We start from the raw sequence: 19,135 nt of genomic DNA, 5'->3' as shown, positions 1-19,135 counted from the left end.
GCCCGGAGGCGTGTCAGCCCTTGAGAAACCGCAGGACCGCCTGCGTGAAGGCTTCCGGCTGTTCGAGGTTGGACAGGTGGGCTGCCTCGAGCGTCACGAGCTGCGAATTGGCGATGCGCTCGCGGATCAGCTCGCCGACCGCCGGAGGCGTCGCGGGATCGGCCGAGCCGACGATGACCAGCGTCGGCAACGCGATGGCGCGGATCGCCTCGCGCTGGTCCATGTCGCGAATCGCCGAGCAGCAGCCGGCGTATCCGTGCGGCGGCGTGGCGAGAATCACCTGACGCACGGCCGCGAGCGCCGCCGGGGCCTGCGCCCTGTAGCCAGGGGTGAACCAGCGCTCGATGATGGCGTCGACGACACCCGCCATGCCGTCCTTCCGGACGGTGCGGATGCGCCCGTTCCAGAGGTCGGGCGGACCCATGTGGGCGGAGGTGTTGGCGAGCACGACGCGACCGAACCGCTCGGGCGCATGGGTGGCGAGCCACATGCCGACCATGCCGCCCTTCGACAGGCCGCACCAGTGGGCCTTCGCGATGCCCAGAGCATCGAGGATGTTGAGCGCATCCCGGCCGAGCTCGGCGATGGAATAGGGCCGATCGGGCGCCGTGCTCTTGCCGTGACCGCGCGAGTCATAGCGCAGCACGCGGAAATGCCGCGCCCATTCGGCCACCTGCGCATCCCACATGGAAAGGTCGGTCCCAAGCGAGTTCGAGAGCATCAGGACGGGCGCGCAGTCGGCACCGTCGATCTGGATGTTGAAAGTCTCGCCGCCAATGACCAGCGTCGACGCCGGGCTTCCCATGAGCGTACCCTGTCCTTCCTTGTCGTGGCGCGCCCTCGACGGGCGGGGCTGGCCGACCGGCCACGGTCGCGTACATTAGCGGCGAACGGCCGGCGGGCAACGACGCTGAAGCGGGGCCACCATGCATCGACGGAGGATGACGTCATGGCCATGACGATGACGGGCGAATTCGTGCTTCCTGCCGACCGCGCGACGGTCTGGGAGAAGCTCAACGATCCCGATGTGCTGAAGGCCTGCATCCCAGGTTGTCAGGAATTGGAGAAAACGAGCGACACGGGCTTTCGCGCTGTCGTCAAGGCCAAGGTTGGTCCGGTCAAGGCGACCTTCCGGGGTAAGGTCGAGCTCTCCGACATCGATGCGCCGAATGGCTATACCATCGCGGGGGAGGGCGAGGGGGGCGTCGCCGGCTTCGCCAAGGGCGGCGCCAAGGTGCGCCTCGAGGACGAGGCGGAAGGTACGAAGCTCAGCTACGACGTCGAGGCGCAGATCGGCGGCAAGATCGCCCAGCTCGGCGGCCGCCTGATCAACGGCGTCGCCAAGAAGTATGCCGACGAGTTCTTCGGCAACTTCGCCAAGATCGTGAACCCGGCGGAAGCGTCCTGATCATCGCCATTCGCCGCCGGCGATGAAGGTCTTGCCGCCGGCCTCGATGCGAGGCGGGCGCGACGCGTCCGCGCCGCCCGATCGCCGTTCTTCCCCGGCGGCGGCGGCCAGCTCCGCGACCACGGGACGATCGTCCGGTCCGGCGGCGAACTGCCGGTCGAGAGCCTTGTCTGCGAGGCGCGCGGGATCTGGCATGGTTTTCCCGGCAGTGCCGAGCTCCACGGGCGGGTGCTCGCACGCGTGGACCCGGCCTTCCGCAGCCTCATGTGCGAGCTGCACACACTTGCCCACATCGTCAACAGCATCGTCTTCCGCGATTTCGGCGGGGCGCTTCTCACGGGCGCCCAGCTCGCGGCGGACGGCACCTTCCGCGTCGATTTCGATCTGCCCGGCGCGGACAATGATCGGCTGCGCGCCCTCGGAGGCCCGGTCAATGACGCCATCCGGCAGGATTTCACCGTTCGCGCCGGCAGCATGCTCTGGGAGGCCGCCGCCGCCCAACCCGGCCTCTTCCGCAGCAGGGCTGTGACCCCACCGCGGGGGACGACGGCCGGGTGCGCATCATCGAGATCGTGGGGCTCGACCGGCAGGCGTGCGGGGGGACGCATCTCGGCTCCACCGGACAGGCGCGCCCGGTCAGGATCCTGAAGATCGACAACAAGGGTCAGAGGAATCGCCGTATCCGCGTCGACCTGGTCGAGAGGCGCTGAGGCCCTTCTCCCGGCGGAGAGGAGCATTGCGATGGGAGCAGGGGGCCCTGCGGCACGACGCCTTCCGCAACCCGGCCCGTAGCCTTGGGCCGCCGGGCAGGGACGGGCGCCGCGAGGCTCGGATTTGATTGGCTTTTTCGACGTGAGGCCGGCCCCCTCCGTAGCGACCGTCTCGGGGGCTCCAATCGGGTGAGGTGTATAGTCTCGCTTTCGGCGCAAAATCAGGGCCAATTCGCGTGTCGCCGGGGCGCATCCGCCGCTTGACCCCTGATTCCGCCGGGTCCAGACTGAATTTCGACCAATTCCAGGGAAGGCCCCTCCGCCCTGGAAGCGTGTCCGATGCCGCCGCGAGCGGTCGTCGCAACAAGGCGGCACGGAGGCGTGCCAGCCAGCCTTGGAGGAAATCCCATGGCCACCGTATCGATGACGGTGAACGGCAAGCATGTGTCGGCCGATGTGGAGCCGCGCACGCTGCTCGTTCAGTTCCTGCGTGAGCATCTGCGTCTGACGGGCACCCATGTCGGCTGCGACACGAGTCAGTGCGGCGCCTGCGTCGTCCATCTCGACGGCCGCGCGGTGAAGAGCTGCACCACGCTGGCGCTGACCTGCGACGGCGCCGAGGTCGTCACCATCGAAGGCCTTGCGAAGGACGGCCGGCTGCATCCCATGCAGGAGGCGTTTCGCGACAACCACGGCCTGCAATGCGGCTTCTGTACGCCGGGCATGATCATGTCCGCCATCGACATCGTGCGGCGCAAGGGCCACGACCTCGACGAGCACACCATCCGCGAGGAGCTCGAGGGCAACATCTGCCGCTGCACCGGCTACCACAACATCGTCCGGGCCGTTGCAGCCGGCGCACAGGCCATGAAGGGCGGAGAACCGCTGAAGAAGGCGGCCGAATAGCCGCTCCCGTCATGCCGGCGGGCGATCTCCTGCCGGCTTCGTTCGATGCGACACTGGTGCGTTCCCGAAGCGAGCGGGCGAGCAACCGCAGCCGGAACGCCACCAAGAGCTTCTCAAGAGCTTCTCGGGAGGAAGCGATGAGCGCGACGGGTATCGGCGCTGCCGTGCGCCGCAAGGAAGATCAGCGGTTCATCACCGGCAAGGGGCAGTACACCGACGACATCAACCGGCCCGGCCAGGCCTATGCCTATTTCCTGCGGTCGCCGCACGCGCATGCCACGATCAAGAAGATCGACGCCAAGGCGGCGCTCGCCATGCCGGGCGTCATCGCCGTCCTGACGGGCGATGACCTTGCCGCCGACAAGATCGGCGGACTCATCTGCGGCTGGATGATCCACTCCAAGGACGGTTCGCCCATGAAGGCCGGGCCGCACCCGGCGCTGGCACAGGGCAAGGTGCGCTACGTCGGCGATCACGTCGCCGTTGTCGTCGCCGAGAGCCTCGCCCAGGCGAAGGATGCGGCGGAAGCCGTCAAGGTGGACTATGCGGAGCTGAAGGCCGTGGTGGACCCCGCGGCGGCGCAGAAGAACGGCGCGCCGCAGGTGCACGACGTCTCGTCCGACAACACCGTCTACCAGTGGCATCTCGGCGACAAGGCGGCGACGGATGCTGCCTTCAAGCAGGCCAAGCATGTGACGAGGCTCGACCTCGTCAACAACCGCCTCATCCCCAACGCCATCGAGCCGCGCGCGGCGATCGGCGAATATGATCCCGGCACCGACGCCTATACTCTCTACACCACGAGCCAGAACCCGCACGTGGCGCGGCTCGTGCTCTCGGCCTTCGTCGGCATCGCGCCGGAGCACAAGCTGCGCGTCATCGCGCCGGATGTCGGCGGCGGCTTCGGCTCGAAGATCTTCATCTATGCCGAGGAAACCGTCTGCACCTGGGCGGCGAAGAAGGTCGGGCGGCCGGTGAAGTGGACGGCCGAGCGCAGCGAGTCCTTCCTCGCCGACGCCCACGGACGCGACCACGTCACCCGTGCCGAGCTGGCGCTCGACGACAGGGGCCGGATCCTCGGGCTCAGGGTGAAGACCATCGCCAATCTTGGCGCCTATCTTTCCACCTTTGCCTCCTCGGTGCCCACCTATCTCTATGCGCCGCTGCTCTCCGGGCAGTACGACATTCCGGCGATCTACTGCGAGGTGGACGGGGTCTACACCAATACCGCTCCCGTCGACGCCTATCGCGGCGCCGGTCGCCCGGAGGCGACCTTCGTCGTCGAACGGCTCGTGGAGGTGGCGGCGCGTGAGATGGGGCTTGATCCCGCCGCGCTGCGCAAGCGCAACTACATCAAGAAGTTCCCCCACCAGACGCCGGTGATCATGAATTATGACATCGGCAACTACCACGCCTCGCTCGACAAGGCGCTCGAACTCGCCGACTACCAGAACTTCGCCAAGAGGAAGCGCGAGAGCGCCCGGCGCGGCAGACTTCGGGGCATCGGCTTCTCCTCCTACATCGAGGCTTGCGGCATCGCGCCCTCGCAGGCGGTCGGCTCGCTCGGCGCAGGCGTCGGCCTGTGGGAATCGGCGGAGGTACGGGTCAATCCCACGGGCTCGGTCGAGATTCTCACCGGCTCCCACAGCCACGGCCAGGGCCACGAGACGACCTTTGCCCAGCTCGTGTCGGATCGCCTCGGCATTCCCATCGAGCACGTGACGGTGATCCACGGCGACACCGACAAGGTGCAGTTCGGCATGGGCACCTACGGCTCGCGCTCGGGCGCGGTCGGCATGGCGGCCATCGCCAAGGCGATCGACAAGGTAATCGCCAAGGGCAAGAAGGTGGCCGCCCACGTTCTCGAGGCCTCCGAGGGCGACATCGAGTTCAAGGACGGAAAGTTCACGGTCGCCGGCACGGACAAGGCGCTCGGCTTCGGCGACGTGGCGCTGCAGGCCTACATCGCCCACAAGTTCTCCGGCCAGGACCTGGAGCCGGGCCTGAAGGAGGGCGCGTTCTACGACCCGACCAACTTCACCTTCCCGGCAGGGATGCACATCTGCGAGGTCGAAGTCGACCCGCAGACGGGCGTGACGACGATCGAGCGTTGGACGGCGGTGGACGACTTCGGCACGGTCATCAATCCGATGATCGTCGAAGGCCAGGTGCACGGCGGCGTCGCCCAGGGCATCGGCCAGGCCCTGCTCGAGGGCGCGCGCTACGACGAGAACGGCCAGCTCGTGACGGCGAGTTTCATGGACTACTGCATGCCGCGCGCCGGCGACCTGCCCTCCTTCACGGTGGGCATGACGACGACGCCGTGCCCGTCGAACCCGCTCGGCATCAAGGGCTGCGGCGAGGCGGGCGCCATCGCCGCGCCGGCTGCCGTCATCAACGCCATCACCGATGCCGTCGGCCACGAGGACGTCGCCATGCCCGCGACGCCGCAGGTCGTGTGGCGCGCCTGCCAGAAGGCGGCACAACGCATGGCGGCTGAGTGACGGTGCGCATCGCCGTCCCCGGGGGCACCCCCCGGGGCGGCAGGGCAATCGAAACCACGGTCCCGGGACTGCCCGACGCGGCCGGGACGACGGAGGACACGACATGTACGCCTTCGACTATCATCGCCCCAAGAGCCTCAGGCAAGCGGTGAACCTTCTCGCCAAGGTGGAGGACGCGAAGCTTCTGGCCGGCGGGCACACGCTCCTGCCCACGATGAAGCAGCGGCTCGCGGCACCCGCCAACATCATCGACCTCAACGGGATCGCCGAGCTCGCCGGGATCGAGCGCAAGGGGCGGGCGGTCGTCATCGGCGCCATGACGCGCCATGCCGACGTCGCGGAGAGCCCCATCGTGCAGGAGGCCATTCCGGCGCTTGCCGAACTCGCCGATCAGATTGGCGACCCTCAGGTGCGCAACCGCGGCACCATCGGCGGGTCGATCGCCAACAACGATCCGGCGGCGGATTATCCCGCCGCCTGCATCGCACTCGGGGCGACGATCATTACCAACAAGCGCAAGGTCCCGGCCGAGGAGTTCTTCACCGGCCTCTTCGAGACGGCGCTCGAGGAGGGCGAGATCATCACCAGGGTTTCGTTCCCGCTGCCGTCGAAGGCCGCCTACATGAAGTTCCCCAACCCGGCGTCGCGCTATGCGCTCGTCGGTGTCTTCGTCGCCAAGCGCGGGGCGGAGGTGCGTGTTGCGGTGACGGGGGCGGGCGCCGACGGGGTGTTCCGCGTGGGGGCGATGGAGGAGGCGCTGAAGGCGCGCTTCTCGCCGAAATCGCTCGAAGGCATCAAGGTTCCGTCGAAAGGGCTCAACAGCGACATCCACGCCGACGCCGACTACCGCGCTCATCTCATCGGTGTGATGGCGCGGCGCGCAGTGGCCAACGCGACGGGCAAGGCCTGAACACGGCGGGGCGACTTTCGCGACCTCGCGAGATGTCCCGTGGCCCCGCCCCAGGGGCGTTCTCGTCATGGCCGGGACGAGCCCGGCCATGACGAGGCGGGCTGACGATGCCGGGGCTTCGTTGCCGCGAGCGGTGAGGTCGAACGCCGTCCGGCCTCCTCGAATCCGAGGACCTGTCCGACGGACTGGAATGAACGGCATCTTTGCCGGGTGCGGGTCTTCGTTTCCCCGCTGGGGCGGTGTCTACTGCGACGGAAAATGGTCTAGACTCGACTTGCATGTTCCAGCCGGCTCAACTTCCCGCGTCGATCGACGCGACTCTCGCCCTCCTCAAATCGGCGGGCTACGTGGCCGACAGGCCGCTCGCGACGGTGCTGTTTCTGTCGCTGAAAATGGGGCGGCCACTGTTCCTCGAAGGAGAGGCGGGCGTCGGCAAGACCGAGATCGCCAAGGTGCTCGCCGCCTCCCTCGGCCGCAAGCTCATCCGCCTGCAGTGCTACGAGGGGCTCGACGTCGCCTCCGCCGTCTACGAGTGGAACTATGCCGCTCAGATGATGGCGATCCGCCTCGCCGAGGTGGCGGGAACGGTCGACCGCGAGGTGCTGGAGGCCGATGTCTTCTCCGAGCGCTACCTGACGCGCCGGCCGCTCTTGCAGGCGCTCGAACCCGACACGGCCGGCGCGCCCGTGCTGCTCATCGACGAGCTCGACCGCACGGATGAAGCCTTCGAAGCCTTCCTTCTCGAAGTGCTCGCCGATTTCCAGGTAACGGTGCCCGAGCTTGGCACCATCAGGGCGGAACATCCGCCCCTTGTCATCATCACCTCGAACCGCACGCGCGAGATCCATGATGCGCTGAAGCGCCGTTGCCTCTATCACTGGGTAGATTACCCGAACGCCACCCGCGAGCTCGCCATCCTCAAGGCCAAGGTGCCGGCGGCGCCCGCCCGGCTGTCAAAGGAGATCGTCGCCTTCGTCCAGGCCATCCGCAAGGAGGAGCTCTTCAAGGTGCCGGGGGTGGCGGAGACACTCGACTGGGCCTCGGCCCTCGTCGAACTTGACGCCGTGGCACTCGACCCGACTCTTGTCTCCGACACGCTCGGCGTGCTCCTGAAATACCAGGACGACATCCAGAAGATGCAGGGCACGAAGGCCAAGGAGATGCTCGACGCGATCCACGCGAGCCTCAGGGCGGCGGAGTGAGGGGGGGCACGGTTGTCGTCGCAGCTTCCCTTGACGGACGATCCCAACTTGAAGGGCCTCAGCCGAGGAATCTGCAGCGCCGAGCATGAGGGGTCTGGGTGGCCGAGTTATCCCTGCCACGCCGATAGGCCAAGCTTCGTGCGTCCGGAATGATCTGGGGGAGGAGTAGGCTCATAGGACTACAGGAATTTTCGGGTGCGATAACGAAAACTGTTGGGTCTATATTCGTTCCAGTCGTCCCGGCGGCGCTCTGTACGTGGGCGTGACAAATGATCTCTCTCGCCGCGTGTGGGAGCGCAAGGAAGGCCGAGGCAGTGAACATGCACAGCGTTATGGCATCGACAGACTTGTCTACTACGAGAATTATCCGGACATGCGGGACGCTATTCAGAGAGAGTGCAATCTCAAGCACTGGTCACGCGCCTCGAAAACAAAGCTGATCTTCGACATGAATCCGGCGTGGAGAGATTTGTGCGAGGACCTGAACATGTGACAGGTGGGAGATGCGTTCTGGCACAGGGGGAGCGAACCCCCTCTGTCTGGGCCGGGCTTGACCCGGCCATGACATCGAAAGGGAGGACAAAGGACGTCGTAACGGGCGGCTGCGGGGAATCGAGGGCCGGTGTGGGGCCGGCCGTGACGGGGTGAGGCGGGGATGATGACCGCGGGCGAGGGCAGGCTTCCCGAAAACATCGCCTATTTTGCCCGTGCGCTCAGGGCGGCGGGGCTGCCGGTCGGGCCGGGCGCGGTGGTCGACGCCGTTGCGGCGGTCGAGGCGGCGGCCATCGGCACGCGCGAGGACTTCTACTGGACGCTGCACGCGGTCTTCGTGAAGCGGCACGAGCACAGCGTCATCTTCGACCAGGCCTTCCGCATCTTCTGGCGCAGACGGGCCCTCCTCGAAAAGCTCATCGCCATGATGTCGCCGATCGCGCCGGGTTTCGAGCGGCCTGCCGACAGGCCGCAGGCCGGCGCGGCGCGTGTTGCCGAGGCCTTCCCGACGGGGGCGCGCGAGCCGGAGAAGTCGCGCGAGACGGTGGAATTTTCAGCGCGCCTCACCGTCTCGGACCGCGAGCTCCTGCAGGGCAAGGACTTCGCCCAGATGACGGCGGCGGAGATCGCCGCCGCCAAGCGGCTCGTGGCGGAACTGTCACTGCCGGACGACCGGGTACCGGTGCGCCGCTATCTCGCGGCGGCAACGGGCAGCCGCATCGACGCGCGCCGCAGCTTCCGCCGCAGCCTGCGCACCGGCGGAGCACTGATCGAGCTTGCCTTCCGCGAACATGCCGAGAAACACCCGCCGGTCGTCGCCCTCGTCGATATCTCTGGCTCGATGGCGGAATACAGCCGCCTCTTCCTGCATTTCCTGCATGCACTCGCGGAGAAGCGGCGGCGTGTGTCGAGCTTCGTCTTCGCGACCCGGCTCACCAACGTCACGCGCGAATTGCGGGCGCGCGACCCGGACGAGGCGATGGCGCGCGCCTCCGCCCTGGTCAAGGACTGGGAGGGCGGCACGCGCATCGCCCATTGCCTCGCCGCCTTCAACCGCCTGTGGTCGCGTCGGGTGCTGGGGCAGGGCGCCATCGTGCTCCTCTTCACCGACGGCCTGGAGCGGGAGGTGACGCGCGACCTCGCCTTCGAGATGGACCGCCTGCAACGCTCCTGCCGGCGGCTTATATGGCTCAATCCGCTCCTGCGTTTCGACGCCTTCGAGGCGCGGGCGCAAGGCATCCGGGCCATGCTGCCGCATGTCGACGAGTTCCGGGCGATCCACAATCTCGCGGCGATGGGCGACCTTTGCCGGGCGCTGTCTGCGGAGCGGTCGGCGGAGGCCGATCCGCGCAAGTGGTTGAGGAAGGTCGCGTGAGCTACGACATAGTTCTCCACCGTGATGACGACCGTCGTTCGGGTCCCGCCGCGCCGGCGGGTGGCGAACGGCGCGACAGACGGAGCCACACGATGCTCGCGACCGACGACGAAATCCTGAGGCAGGCGGAGGCATGGAAGCGCGGCGGGCGCAACGTCGCCATCGCTACCGTCGTGGAGACCTGGGGCTCGGCGCCGCGCCCCGTGGGCAGCCACCTCGTCATCGACGGGGAGGGGAACTTCCTCGGCTCGGTGTCGGGCGGCTGCGTCGAGGGGGCGGTCGTGACCGAGGCGCTCGACGTGATCGAGAGCGCCAAGCCGCGCATACTCGAATTCGGCGTTGCCGACGAGACGGCCTGGCAGGTGGGCCTGTCCTGCGGCGGACGCATCAAGGTCTATGTCGAGCCGCTGGAGTGAGGCCTACCGCAGGGCGCAAGCCCCTGTCAGGATGGAGGCAGACGGCGAGATGTGCGCCGCGGCGGAGGAAGCGTCCGTCGTGATGCAGCTGCGCCCGCCCCCCGATGTTCGAAGGAAATGAGGAGACGCGCGTGCCTTCGGTCGAACTCATGCTCGCCTTTGCCCTCGCGACGGCGGCTTTCGCATATTTTCCGGGGCCGGCGCTGCTCTACACGGCGGCGCAGACACTCGCCCGCGGCCGGCGCGCCGGCCTCATGGCGGCGCTGGGCATCCACATCGGCTGCTACGCGCATGTGCTCGCGGCGACCTTCGGTCTTTCGGCCGTCTTTCGCCATGTGCCGGAGCTCTATGCCGTCGTGAAGATCGTGGGCGCGCTCTATCTCGTGTGGCTCGGCATCGGCATGATGCGCCGCAAAGGGGGGGAGGCTCATCCTGCGGCGGCGCCCAAGTCTGCCCGGCGGGCTTTCGTCGAAAGCATGATCGTCGAGATCCTCAACCCGAAGGTCGCAATCTTCTTCATCGCCTTCCTGCCTCAGTTCGTTGATCCGGCCGCGGCCTTCCCCGTCTGGTTGCAGTTCCTCGTCCTCGGCACGATCGTGAACTTCTCCTTCTCGTCGGCGGACATCGTCACTGTCTTTGCCGCCTCGGCGGTGATGGGCAGGCTCCGCCGCGACGGCCCCGGCCAGCGCATCGTGCGCTATGCCGGCGGCTCCATCCTCATCGGTCTCGGCGCGAAGCTCGCGTCCGATCGCTGAAGACGGTCTCGCGGGGCGCTGCGCCGCGCGACGGGCTGGGGCTGATCCTCCTCCCCATGGTTTGACGGGCGCAAGGCATGAAGCTCGATCTGCTCTCCACCCTCAATGCCGAGCGGGCCGCTCGGCGCGCGGCCGTCCTCGTCACTGATGTCGAGGGTGGTGGGCAGCGGCTCGTGCGCGAGGCGGAGATCGCCGGAGATCCGATGGCCGACGTGTTGCGCGAACGGCTTCGCCTTGGCCGCAGCGGCATGGTAGAGGCAGATGGGCGCCGCCTCTTCCTCACCGTGCAGGTGCCGCCCGTGCGCCTCGTCGTCGTCGGGGCGGTGCACGTGAGCCAGGCGATGATCCCGATGGCGCGGGCGCTCGACCTCGATGTGACGATCGTCGACCCGCGCACCGCCTTCGCCACGCCCGAGCGCTTCCCGGGCGTGCCGCTGTTCGCTGAATGGCCGGACGAGGTGCTGCCCAGGCTCGGGCTCGACCGCTATACTGCCTTCGCGGCGCTGACCCACGACCCCAAGATCGACGATCCGGCGCTCGCTGCGGCACTCAGGAGCGAGTGCTTCTACGTCGGGGCGCTCGGCTCGCGGAAGACGCACGCCAAGCGGGTGGCCCGGCTCGCTGCGGCGGGCTTCGACGAAGGCGCCATCGCGCGCATCAGGGCGCCTATCGGCCTTTCGATCGGGGCGGTGAGCCCGGCGGAGATCGCCCTTTCGATCCTCGGCGAGATCGTCGCCGCCCTTCGGCTCGGGCCGGCTGGAGCACAGGCAGAAGCATGAAGTTCGGTCCTTTGGTGGTCGACGAGGCGGAGGGCGCGATCGCCGCGCATTCCGTGCGGGTCGACGGCCTCGCCATCAAGAAGGGCAAGCGCCTGACGGCTGAGGACGTGATGCATCTGCGCGCGCACGGCGTCGCGACCGTCACGGTGGCGCGGCTCGAGCCGGGAGACGTGGGCGAAGACGAGGCCGCGCTCAGCCTCGCCGGCGCCATCGCCGGGCCGGGCGTGCGCGTGGAGGCGCCGTTCACCGGCCGTTCGAACCTCTTCGCGGGCGAGGCGGGGGTGCTCGTCGCCTTGCGCGAGGCCATCGACGCGATCAATACCGTCGACGAGGCCGTGACCGTCGCGACCCTGCCGGCCTACAAGCCCGTCGTCGCCGGCGAAATGGTCGCCACCGTCAAGATCATCCCCTACGCGATCTCCGGCGAGGTCCTGCAGCGGGCGGAGGATGCGGCGCGGGCGGCGGGGCCGGCCTTGTCCGTTGCGCCCTATCGCCTGCGCTCGGTCGGCGTCGTTTCCACACGCCTGCCGGGGTTGAAGGAGAGCGTCATCGACAAGACGCTCGGCGTGCTCACGGAGCGCCTGGCCCCGTCCGGGGCAGGTATCACGGAGGAGTACCGCACGCCGCACGAGGCGGGGGCGCTCGCTGCCGAACTCACACGCCTCGCACGCTCCGGTGTCGATCTCCTCGTCGTCTTCGGTGCCTCGGCCGTGGCCGACCGCAAGGACGTCGTGCCCGCCGCCATCGAGGCTGCAGGCGGGCGCGTGCACCATCTCGGTATGCCGGTCGATCCCGGCAACCTCCTGCTCATCGGCGAGCTCGCAGGCAAGCCGGTGATCGGCGCGCCGGGCTGTGCCCGCTCGCCGAAGGAGAACGGGTTCGACTGGGTGCTGCACCGCCTGCTGGCGGGGCTTGCCGTGACGCGGGCCGACATCATGGCGCTCGGCGTCGGCGGGCTGCTCATGGAGATCGTGTCGCGGCCGCAGCCGCGCGCGGGCGGCGCGCAGATGGAAGAGGACGGTGAACCGGCGGCCTCGCCGGCCGGCCGCGAGCAACCGTGAGCGCGGTCGGAGCCATCGTTCTCGCCGCCGGCCGCTCGACGCGCATGGGCGGGCCGAACAAGCTCATCCAGACGCTCGGCGGCAAGCCGCTCGTGCGCCATGCGGCCGAGGCGGCGCTCGCCTCGACAGCGCGGCCGGTGGTTGTCGTCACGGGCCATGATGCCGACGCGGTGCGCGCCGCACTCGCCGGGCTGTCCGTTGCCTTCACGCACAACCCGGCCTTTGCCACCGGCCTCTCGACGTCGCTCGACGTGGGCCTCGCGGCACTGCCGGACACGGCGGCAGGAGCCGTGGTCATGCTCGCGGACATGCCGCGTGTGTCCGGCCGGATCATCGATGCCCTCGTCGCGGCCTTCGAGGCCCGGCCGGATGTGGCGGCCGTCGTGCCGACACTGTCCGGCGAGTGGGGCAACCCGGTGCTGCTGGCGCGACGGATATTCGCCGAGGTCGAGGCACTGAGCGGGGACGAAGGGGCGCGTCGACTGCTCGTACATCGCCAGGACGTGCTTGCCGTGCCGATCGACGACACTGCGGTTGCGATGGACGTCGACACGCCCGAGGCGCTGGCCGCGCTGCGCCGCGGCGAGGGGTAGGTGCATGACCGATCGTTCGGGATCTCCTCATTCGGGATCTCCTCAATAGCTCGCGTGCGTCGTCAGGCCGGCATAGGCGCCGGTCCTGTCGTCGCTGTCGATGCGCAATCCGCCCGACAGGCGAAAGGTCAGGCCGCGGAGCGTCAGGCCGGTCGCATGCAGGCCGAGGCGCAGTTCCCGGTAGTCCGGACTGGCGTAGGCACTTGCCTCGGGACCGAAATAGAAGGCTTCGAACAGGCGATAGCCGGCGGATAATCTGCTCCACAGGTGGGGTGCTGCGGTGCCGCCGATGAGCGTCGCCGTCACGAGCGTCCGCGGCGTAGGGTGCGACCAGATGTCGATCTGGCCGCGCAGTCCCCAACGCGTGCCGCGCGCCCTGTTGTCAGGGTCGGGCGGTGTGAGCCAATGGCGCTCGATCTCGGGGCCGACGAAGAAGCCGAAGGTCGTGTTGCCGGCCGACCACTGCGCGCCCGGCATAAGGCTCGCACCGAGGACACGCCCGGTGGCCCGTCCGCCTTCGACGACGCGCGAGCGGTAGCTGTAGTTGCCGCTGCCGAGCGAGCCCTGGAGGAAGAGGCCCGGCTCGTAGAGGCCGCCCGTCAGGCCGCGCTTGAAGCCCGCCGAGGCAAAGCCCGAGGTGCCGCCCTCGGCTGAGCCGAAGAACACCCACGACGGATAGGCCGGCTGCGCCGATGCGGTCGAAGCAGCGAGAAGCGCCGCTACAGTGGCTGTCGGACCGAGCCGACGGCCCCCGCGCGCATATGCGGACACCGTGATCCCCACGACACGCCCAATCCCTGAACCTTCCCTAACGTCACCTTATCACCCGCGCAAGCAACGGCGAGAGGCTGCCCGAGAAGGACCGCACTCGGGCGCCGGCGGCGCAGGAAGCGGCCCGAGCAGGTCGCAAAGTGCGAGGAGAGACGTGACAAACGCCACATCGTCAGTTATTAATGACTGACCAGTCAGTCATAGCGTCGCGATGGAACGCAGACCTCGGGAAACGTCTCTCCGCAGCAGGGGGCGGCGCGGCAATGCGGAAGCACGGCAGCGCGCCGTCCTTGATGCAGCGCTCGAGGTCTTCCTGGCCAAGGGCTTTGCGGCGGCCCGGCTCGACGACATCGCGGCGAGGGCCGGGGTCGCCAAGGGTACCATCTATCTCTACTTCCGCGACAAGGAGCACCTCTTCCAAGCGCTGCTGCGCGAGGCCGTGGGTCCGGTGATCACGCGTGTGGAGGGGCTCCTGCCGAGCTTCGCAGGGTCGACAGGCGATCTTCTGCACATGATCGCCGAGCTGATGGACCGCGAGATCCTGCAGACACGGCGAAAGGACCTCCTGCGTCTCATCATCGCCGAGGGGCCGCGGTTTCCCTGGCTGTCCGAATTCTATTGGCGCGAGGTCGTGTCGCGCGGCCTCGCCATCATCCGCGCGGTCGGAGCGCGAGCTGTCGCACGCGGCGAGTTCGCGTCCGACGCCTTGGAGCGTTTCCCGCAACTCCTGCCGGCGCCGATGCTTGTCGCGGTCATCTGGGGGGCGCTGTTCGATCGCTTCGACAAGCTCGACACGCGCGCCTTGCTCGACGCCCATGTGGATATTCTGGTGCGTGGCCTCGCGCGGAGGGATTCGTGAACGTCGCTCGGCTTCTGCGCCTGCTGGTCCTCACCGGCGGCCTTCTCGGCTGCCAGGAGAGCGGACAATCGGTCTTCCAAGGCTATGTCGAGGCGAATCTCGTCTTCGTCGGCCCGGACGACCCGGGGCGGCTCGTCGCGCTGTCCGTCGCGGAAGGGGACCGCGTCGAGCAGGGACAGATCCTTTTCTCCGTCGACGATACGCTGGAGCTGGCGGCGCGCGATCAGGCAAAGGCTGCGCTCGCCGAGGCAAGGGCGCGGCTCGAGCGCCTGCAGGCGGCCCAGAAGCGGCCGCAGGAAATCGAGGTCCTGCGCGCCACCGAGGCCCGGGCGCGGGTGGCCCTCGAACTGTCGCAGACGGAGCTGGAACGCCAGCAGAAGCTCTATGCCCAGGGCAACACGAGCAAGGCAAACCTCGAAACGGCCCAGGCGACGCGCGACCAGAACAGGGCCGCCCTCGAGGAGGTGCAGCGCCAGATCGTCGTCGGCGAGCTCGCGAGCCACGAGCTCGACATCGCCGCCGCCCGCCAGGCAGTCGACGTGGCGGAGGGCCAGCTCGTGGCGGCCGAGCAGCGCCTGTCGCGGCGCACGCTCGCGGCGCCGGCAGCCGGCACGGTCGAACAGGTCTATTTCCGCCCGGGCGAGGTCGTCCCGGCCGGGCGCCCGGCGGTCGCCCTCCTGCCGCCGGCCAATCTCAAAGTGCGCTTCTTCGTGCCGCAGGCGCTCCTGCCGCGCATCGCTCCAGGCGGCGTGGTCTCGGTCACCTGCGACGGATGCGCGGGCGGGCTGACCGCACGGATCAGCTTCATCGCGCGCGAGGCGGAATACACGCCGCCGGTCATCTACTCACTGGAGGAGCGGGCGAAGCTCGTCTTCATGATCGAGGCGCGGCCAGACGAGCCGACGAAGTTCCGGGTGGGCCAGCCCGTCAGCGTGATGCTGGTCGAGGGGCGGGGGCAGGAGGCGAGTGATGGGCTCAGCCGATGATGCGCGGGCGGATGCACCGGCGCCTGCGGCCGGGCCGGATGTCGTCATCGACGTCCACGGTCTGACCAAGCGTTTCGGCGACCGCACGGTGGTCCGCGACCTGTCCATGCAGGTGCGGCGTGGCCAGATCTACGGCTTCCTCGGGCCGAACGGTTCCGGCAAGACGACCACGATCCGCATGCTCTGTGGCCTGCTGACGCCCGACGCCGGCGGCGGGACCTGCCTCGGCTACGACATCCGCACCGAGAGCCGCGCCATCAAGCGTTACGTCGGCTACATGACGCAGCGCTTCAGCCTCTACGAGGACCTCTCCGTCCGCGAGAACCTGGAATTCGTCGGCCGCGTCTACGGGCTCTCCGACCCGGTCGGGGCGGCGCGCGCGGCGATCGCGCGTCTCGGCCTCGAGGGGCGGAGCGAGCAGCTCGCCGGCACGCTCTCCGGCGGCTGGAAGCAGCGACTCGCGCTTGGCACCTGCATCCTGCCCGATCCGCAGCTCCTCCTGCTCGACGAGCCGACAGCCGGCGTCGACCCCAAGGCGCGGCGCGACTTCTGGAACGAGATCCACGCGCTGGCCGCCGACGGCCTCACGGTGCTCGTCTCGACGCACTACATGGACGAGGCCGAGCGCTGCCACGCCATCGCCTATATCGCCTATGGCGTGCTGCTCGCCCGTGGCGGCGTGGAGGAGGTTGTGCGCGCCTCGGGGCTCTCTACCTGGACCGTCTCGGGGGTGGGGCTCAACGACCTCGGTGCCCGGCTCGCCCGGACTCCGGGCGTCGACATGGTGGCGCCCTTCGGCGCCAACCTGCACGTGGCCGGCCGCGACAAGGCGCTGCTCGAGGCGGCGATCGCTCCCTATCGGAGCGATCCGGCGCTCAGCTGGCGGCCCGACAGGGCGACGCTCGAGGACGTGTTCATCGACCTCATGAGCAGGGCCGAGGACAATTTCCGATGAACGGGGGAAGGGCTGGCGCAGGCGAGAGGGACGGCGGCTTCCTGCGCCGCACCTGGGCGATGCTGGTGAAGGAACTGCTGCAGCTCCGGCGCGACCGCATCACCTTCGCCACGATGATCCTCATCCCGCTGATGCAGCTCCTCCTGTTCGGCTACGCCATCAACACCAATCCGCGAAACCTGCCGGCAATCGTGCTGATGCAGGAGGAGAGCGATGTGGGTCGCGCCATTCTCACGGCGATGCGCAACACCGCCTATTTCTCCTTCGTACGGCAGGCGCGCACGGAGGCCGAGTTCGACCGGCTGATCGCCGACGGCACGGCCCAGTTCGGCGTCGAGATCCCGGCGAATTTCGAGCGGGCGCTGCGCCGCGGCGAGCGGCCGGCGCTCCTCGTCGCGGCCGATGCCACCGATCCCGTCGCCACCGGCAGCGCGCTCGCCGCGCTCAACGGCCTCGTGCGCACCGCCCTCAGGCGAGAGCGCGGCCTGCCGGATGAGGCGCCGCCGGCGTCCTTCGAGATCCGCACCCATGCCCGCTACAACCCGGCGGCGGTGACGCAGCTCAATATCGTGCCCGGGCTTCTCGGCATCATCCTGACGATGACCATGCTCATCTTCACCGCCCTGTCGGTGACGCGCGAGCGCGAGCGGGGCACGATGGAATCGCTGCTTGCCATGCCCATCCGCCCGGTCGAGATCATGCTCGGCAAGATCCTGCCCTATGTGGGTGTGGGCTTCATCCAGGCGGCCATCATCGTCGGTGCGGGCACGCTCGTGTTCGGGGTGCCCATCGTCGGCAACCTGGCGCTGCTCGCGGCGCTGTCGACGCTCTTCATCGCGACGAACCTGTCGATCGGCTACACCTTCTCGACGGTGGCGCAGAACCAGCTCCAGGCCGTGCAGATGGCCTTCATGTTCTTCCTGCCGAACATCCTGCTGTCAGGCTTCATGTTTCCTTTCGCCGGCATGCCGCGCTGGGCGCAGTGGATTGGCGAGGTGTTGCCGCTCACGCACTACCTGCGCATCACGCGCGGCATCATGCTGAAGGGCACGGACCTCGCCACCCTGCAATATGACACCCTGATGCTCGCGGCCGCGATGCTCGTGGCCATGACGATCGCTGTCCTGCGCTTCCGCCAGACGCTCGACTGACGCCCGCGGCCAGCCGCTCGACCAGCCAGACCGTGGTGAAGCCCAGGAAACAGGGGGAATTTCAATCGTGACTCGCCTCACACGGCAGGCCGCGACGCCGCCGAACCGCCCGGTAAGGTCGATGATGGGCGCGACGCAGGCCTGCCAACCGAGCAGGGCCAGACCGATCTCCGTCGTCGGGCCCGTCCCAGACGAGGATGGCATCGACCGGCTCCTGGGAACCGGCCTGCACCGTCACGACGTCAGGGGCAGGAGGTTGCCCGACAAGGGGAAGGGAAGACAGGCGACCCGGAGGGGGCACGGGCGCGCAGACGGGGTGCGAGCAGCATCGCGACTGCGCTCGCCTGGGGCGGAAAGCACGGACCTGCCCGCGTGAATGGACTGGCCAATGGCGCTCACGGAAAGCCCCTGCGAATGAGTTTGCCTGCGCGGCGGCGGCCGATCGACCGCCGACCTTCTGGTCAACTCCGAAGAGGCGAGACACCATGGGGGTTCCCCTTCGTCGCGCCCCGGGCACCTGGCTTCATCATCGAGGCGGCGAGCAGACATCAGGCTCGGCTACACCAGGTGGGTAAGCGGAGGGCTCATCGCCCGCGCGAGACCGACCGGCCGCGCCGGCAAAGAAGTGGAGCCTTGCGGCGGCACGCGGGGCTCCAGGGGCAACGCTGGACAGGGGGCGTTCGAGCCGCCCCCTGCAAGTGTTCTCCGCACGACACTGCGCGTTCTGCTGTGCATCGGCGCTTCGCGCGCAGCGGCAGGCCGTTCAGAACTCCATTCCGGCACCCGGCATCGGCGGTGCGGGGGACTGCTTCTTGGGGAGCTCCGCCACCATGGCCTCGGTGGTGATGAGCAGGCCGGCGACGGAGGCCGCGTCCTGCAGCGCCGTGCGCACGACCTTGGCCGGGTCGATGATGCCCTTCTTGAACAGGTCGCCGTATTCGCCCGTCTGGGCGTCGAAGCCGAAGGCGTAGTCGGCCTTCGAAAGGATCTTGCCGACGATCAGCGAGCCGTCCTCCCCGGCATTGATGGCGATCTGCCGGGCCGGGGTCTGGAGCGCACGTCGCACGATCTCGATGCCGGTGCGCTGGTCGTCGTTCTCGCCCCTGAGGCCGTCGAGCGCCTTGACGGCCCGCAGCAGCGCCACGCCGCCGCCGGGCAGGATCCCCTCCTCGACCGCCGCCTTGGTGGCGTGCATGGCGTCGTCGACGCGGTCCTTGCGCTCCCGCACCTCCACCTCGGTCGCGCCGCCGACGCGGATCACCGCGACGCCGCCGGCGAGCTTGGCGAGGCGCTCCTGCAGCT

Annotated in this window: 21 protein-coding genes; 17 read left to right on the top strand and 4 right to left on the bottom strand. The window is 68.6% G+C overall.

All coding sequences use genetic code 11. From position 1 onward, the window contains the following. Positions 1-13: 13 nt before the first annotated feature. Positions 14-805 carry a 3-oxoadipate enol-lactonase gene (gene pcaD / locus QNA08_RS09160; protein ID WP_283740401.1) on the bottom strand — a complete coding sequence of 264 codons (792 nt, stop codon included), beginning with the start codon at positions 803-805 and terminating at the stop codon, positions 14-16. Between the two features lie 144 nt (positions 806-949). On the opposite strand from pcaD, the gene QNA08_RS09155 reads away from it, so the two are divergent. Beyond that, entirely contained in the window at positions 950-1,408 is a 459-nt protein-coding gene (locus tag QNA08_RS09155) for an SRPBCC family protein (RefSeq protein WP_283740400.1), read from the top strand. On the opposite strand, the gene QNA08_RS09150 is transcribed toward QNA08_RS09155, so the two are convergent. Further along, positions 1,409-1,909 carry a hypothetical protein gene (locus QNA08_RS09150; RefSeq protein ID WP_283740399.1) on the bottom strand — a complete coding sequence of 167 codons (501 nt, stop codon included), beginning with the start codon at positions 1,907-1,909 and terminating at the stop codon, positions 1,409-1,411. A gap of 53 nt (positions 1,910-1,962) precedes the next feature. Here QNA08_RS09150 and QNA08_RS09145 point away from each other — a divergent pair, with 53 nt between their 5' ends. The 12 genes from QNA08_RS09145 (at position 1,963) to QNA08_RS09090 (ending at position 13,111) form a co-directional block, all read left to right on the top strand. Beyond that, complete coding sequence (locus QNA08_RS09145; protein ID WP_283740398.1) at positions 1,963-2,118, top strand: alanyl-tRNA editing protein; 156 nt, start codon at positions 1,963-1,965, stop codon at positions 2,116-2,118. A gap of 408 nt (positions 2,119-2,526) precedes the next feature. Further along, positions 2,527-3,024, top strand: coding sequence for a (2Fe-2S)-binding protein (locus tag QNA08_RS09140; RefSeq protein WP_283740397.1), 498 nt, complete (start codon positions 2,527-2,529; stop codon positions 3,022-3,024). Between the two features lie 137 nt (positions 3,025-3,161). Beyond that, complete coding sequence (locus QNA08_RS09135; protein ID WP_283740396.1) at positions 3,162-5,528, top strand: xanthine dehydrogenase family protein molybdopterin-binding subunit; 2,367 nt, start codon at positions 3,162-3,164, stop codon at positions 5,526-5,528. A 103-nt stretch (positions 5,529-5,631) separates the two neighbouring features. After that, entirely contained in the window at positions 5,632-6,438 is an 807-nt protein-coding gene (locus QNA08_RS09130) for an FAD binding domain-containing protein (RefSeq protein ID WP_283740395.1), read from the top strand. A 278-nt stretch (positions 6,439-6,716) separates the two neighbouring features. Continuing rightward, positions 6,717-7,640, top strand: coding sequence for an AAA family ATPase (locus QNA08_RS09125; protein WP_283740394.1), 924 nt, complete (start codon positions 6,717-6,719; stop codon positions 7,638-7,640). Between the two features lie 187 nt (positions 7,641-7,827). Continuing rightward, entirely contained in the window at positions 7,828-8,133 is a 306-nt protein-coding gene (locus tag QNA08_RS09120) for a GIY-YIG nuclease family protein (protein ID WP_283740646.1), read from the top strand. 162 nt (positions 8,134-8,295) lie between these two features. Next, positions 8,296-9,507 (top strand): vWA domain-containing protein, encoded by a 1,212-nt coding sequence (locus QNA08_RS09115; protein ID WP_422679887.1) that lies wholly within the window; start codon positions 8,296-8,298, stop codon positions 9,505-9,507. A gap of 92 nt (positions 9,508-9,599) precedes the next feature. Next, a complete protein-coding gene (locus QNA08_RS09110) occupies positions 9,600-9,923 on the top strand; it encodes an XdhC family protein (protein ID WP_283740393.1) in 324 nt (107 codons plus the stop codon). A gap of 131 nt (positions 9,924-10,054) precedes the next feature. Then, the gene (locus QNA08_RS09105) at positions 10,055-10,678 is read left to right on the top strand and encodes a LysE family translocator (protein WP_283740392.1); all 624 of its coding nucleotides are present in this window, start codon (positions 10,055-10,057) and stop codon (positions 10,676-10,678) included. A gap of 77 nt (positions 10,679-10,755) precedes the next feature. Beyond that, the gene (locus QNA08_RS09100; RefSeq protein ID WP_283740391.1) at positions 10,756-11,457 is read left to right on the top strand and encodes an XdhC family protein; all 702 of its coding nucleotides are present in this window, start codon (positions 10,756-10,758) and stop codon (positions 11,455-11,457) included. Further along, positions 11,454-12,518 (top strand): molybdopterin-binding protein, encoded by a 1,065-nt coding sequence (locus QNA08_RS09095; RefSeq protein ID WP_283740390.1) that lies wholly within the window; start codon positions 11,454-11,456, stop codon positions 12,516-12,518. Before QNA08_RS09100 ends, QNA08_RS09095 begins: the two co-directional genes overlap by 4 nt. Next, entirely contained in the window at positions 12,515-13,111 is a 597-nt protein-coding gene (locus tag QNA08_RS09090) for a nucleotidyltransferase family protein (RefSeq protein WP_283740389.1), read from the top strand. The genes QNA08_RS09095 and QNA08_RS09090 overlap by 4 nt, the downstream gene beginning before the upstream one ends. Before the next feature lie 42 nt (positions 13,112-13,153). Here QNA08_RS09090 and bcsS read toward each other — a convergent pair whose 3' ends face one another. Continuing rightward, positions 13,154-13,882: a cellulose biosynthesis protein BcsS gene (gene bcsS / locus QNA08_RS09085; protein WP_283740388.1), complete on the bottom strand. Its 729-nt coding sequence runs from the start codon at positions 13,880-13,882 to the stop codon at positions 13,154-13,156. 211 nt (positions 13,883-14,093) lie between these two features. On the opposite strand from bcsS, the gene QNA08_RS09080 reads away from it, so the two are divergent. The 4 genes from QNA08_RS09080 to QNA08_RS09065 are packed head-to-tail and all read left to right on the top strand — an operon-like array spanning position 14,094 to position 17,833. Further along, positions 14,094-14,741 carry a TetR/AcrR family transcriptional regulator gene (locus tag QNA08_RS09080; protein WP_283740387.1) on the top strand — a complete coding sequence of 216 codons (648 nt, stop codon included), beginning with the start codon at positions 14,094-14,096 and terminating at the stop codon, positions 14,739-14,741. Further along, the gene (locus QNA08_RS09075) at positions 14,738-15,727 is read left to right on the top strand and encodes an HlyD family secretion protein (RefSeq protein ID WP_283740386.1); all 990 of its coding nucleotides are present in this window, start codon (positions 14,738-14,740) and stop codon (positions 15,725-15,727) included. The genes QNA08_RS09080 and QNA08_RS09075 overlap by 4 nt, the downstream gene beginning before the upstream one ends. After that, the gene (locus QNA08_RS09070; RefSeq protein ID WP_283740385.1) at positions 15,711-16,682 is read left to right on the top strand and encodes an ABC transporter ATP-binding protein; all 972 of its coding nucleotides are present in this window, start codon (positions 15,711-15,713) and stop codon (positions 16,680-16,682) included. Before QNA08_RS09075 ends, QNA08_RS09070 begins: the two co-directional genes overlap by 17 nt. After that, positions 16,679-17,833: an ABC transporter permease gene (locus tag QNA08_RS09065; RefSeq protein ID WP_283740384.1), complete on the top strand. Its 1,155-nt coding sequence runs from the start codon at positions 16,679-16,681 to the stop codon at positions 17,831-17,833. The genes QNA08_RS09070 and QNA08_RS09065 overlap by 4 nt, the downstream gene beginning before the upstream one ends. Before the next feature lie 763 nt (positions 17,834-18,596). Here QNA08_RS09065 and QNA08_RS09060 read toward each other — a convergent pair. After that, a partial coding sequence (locus tag QNA08_RS09060) for a TCP-1/cpn60 chaperonin family protein (RefSeq protein ID WP_283740383.1) occupies positions 18,597-19,135 on the bottom strand: 539 nt, incomplete at its 5' end.

Origin of the sequence: Chelatococcus albus (assembly GCF_030067675.1) — a bacterium.
Lineage (GTDB): Bacteria > Pseudomonadota > Alphaproteobacteria > Rhizobiales > Beijerinckiaceae > Chelatococcus_A > Chelatococcus_A albus.
This window is presented reverse-complemented; position numbering and strand designations above follow the sequence as displayed.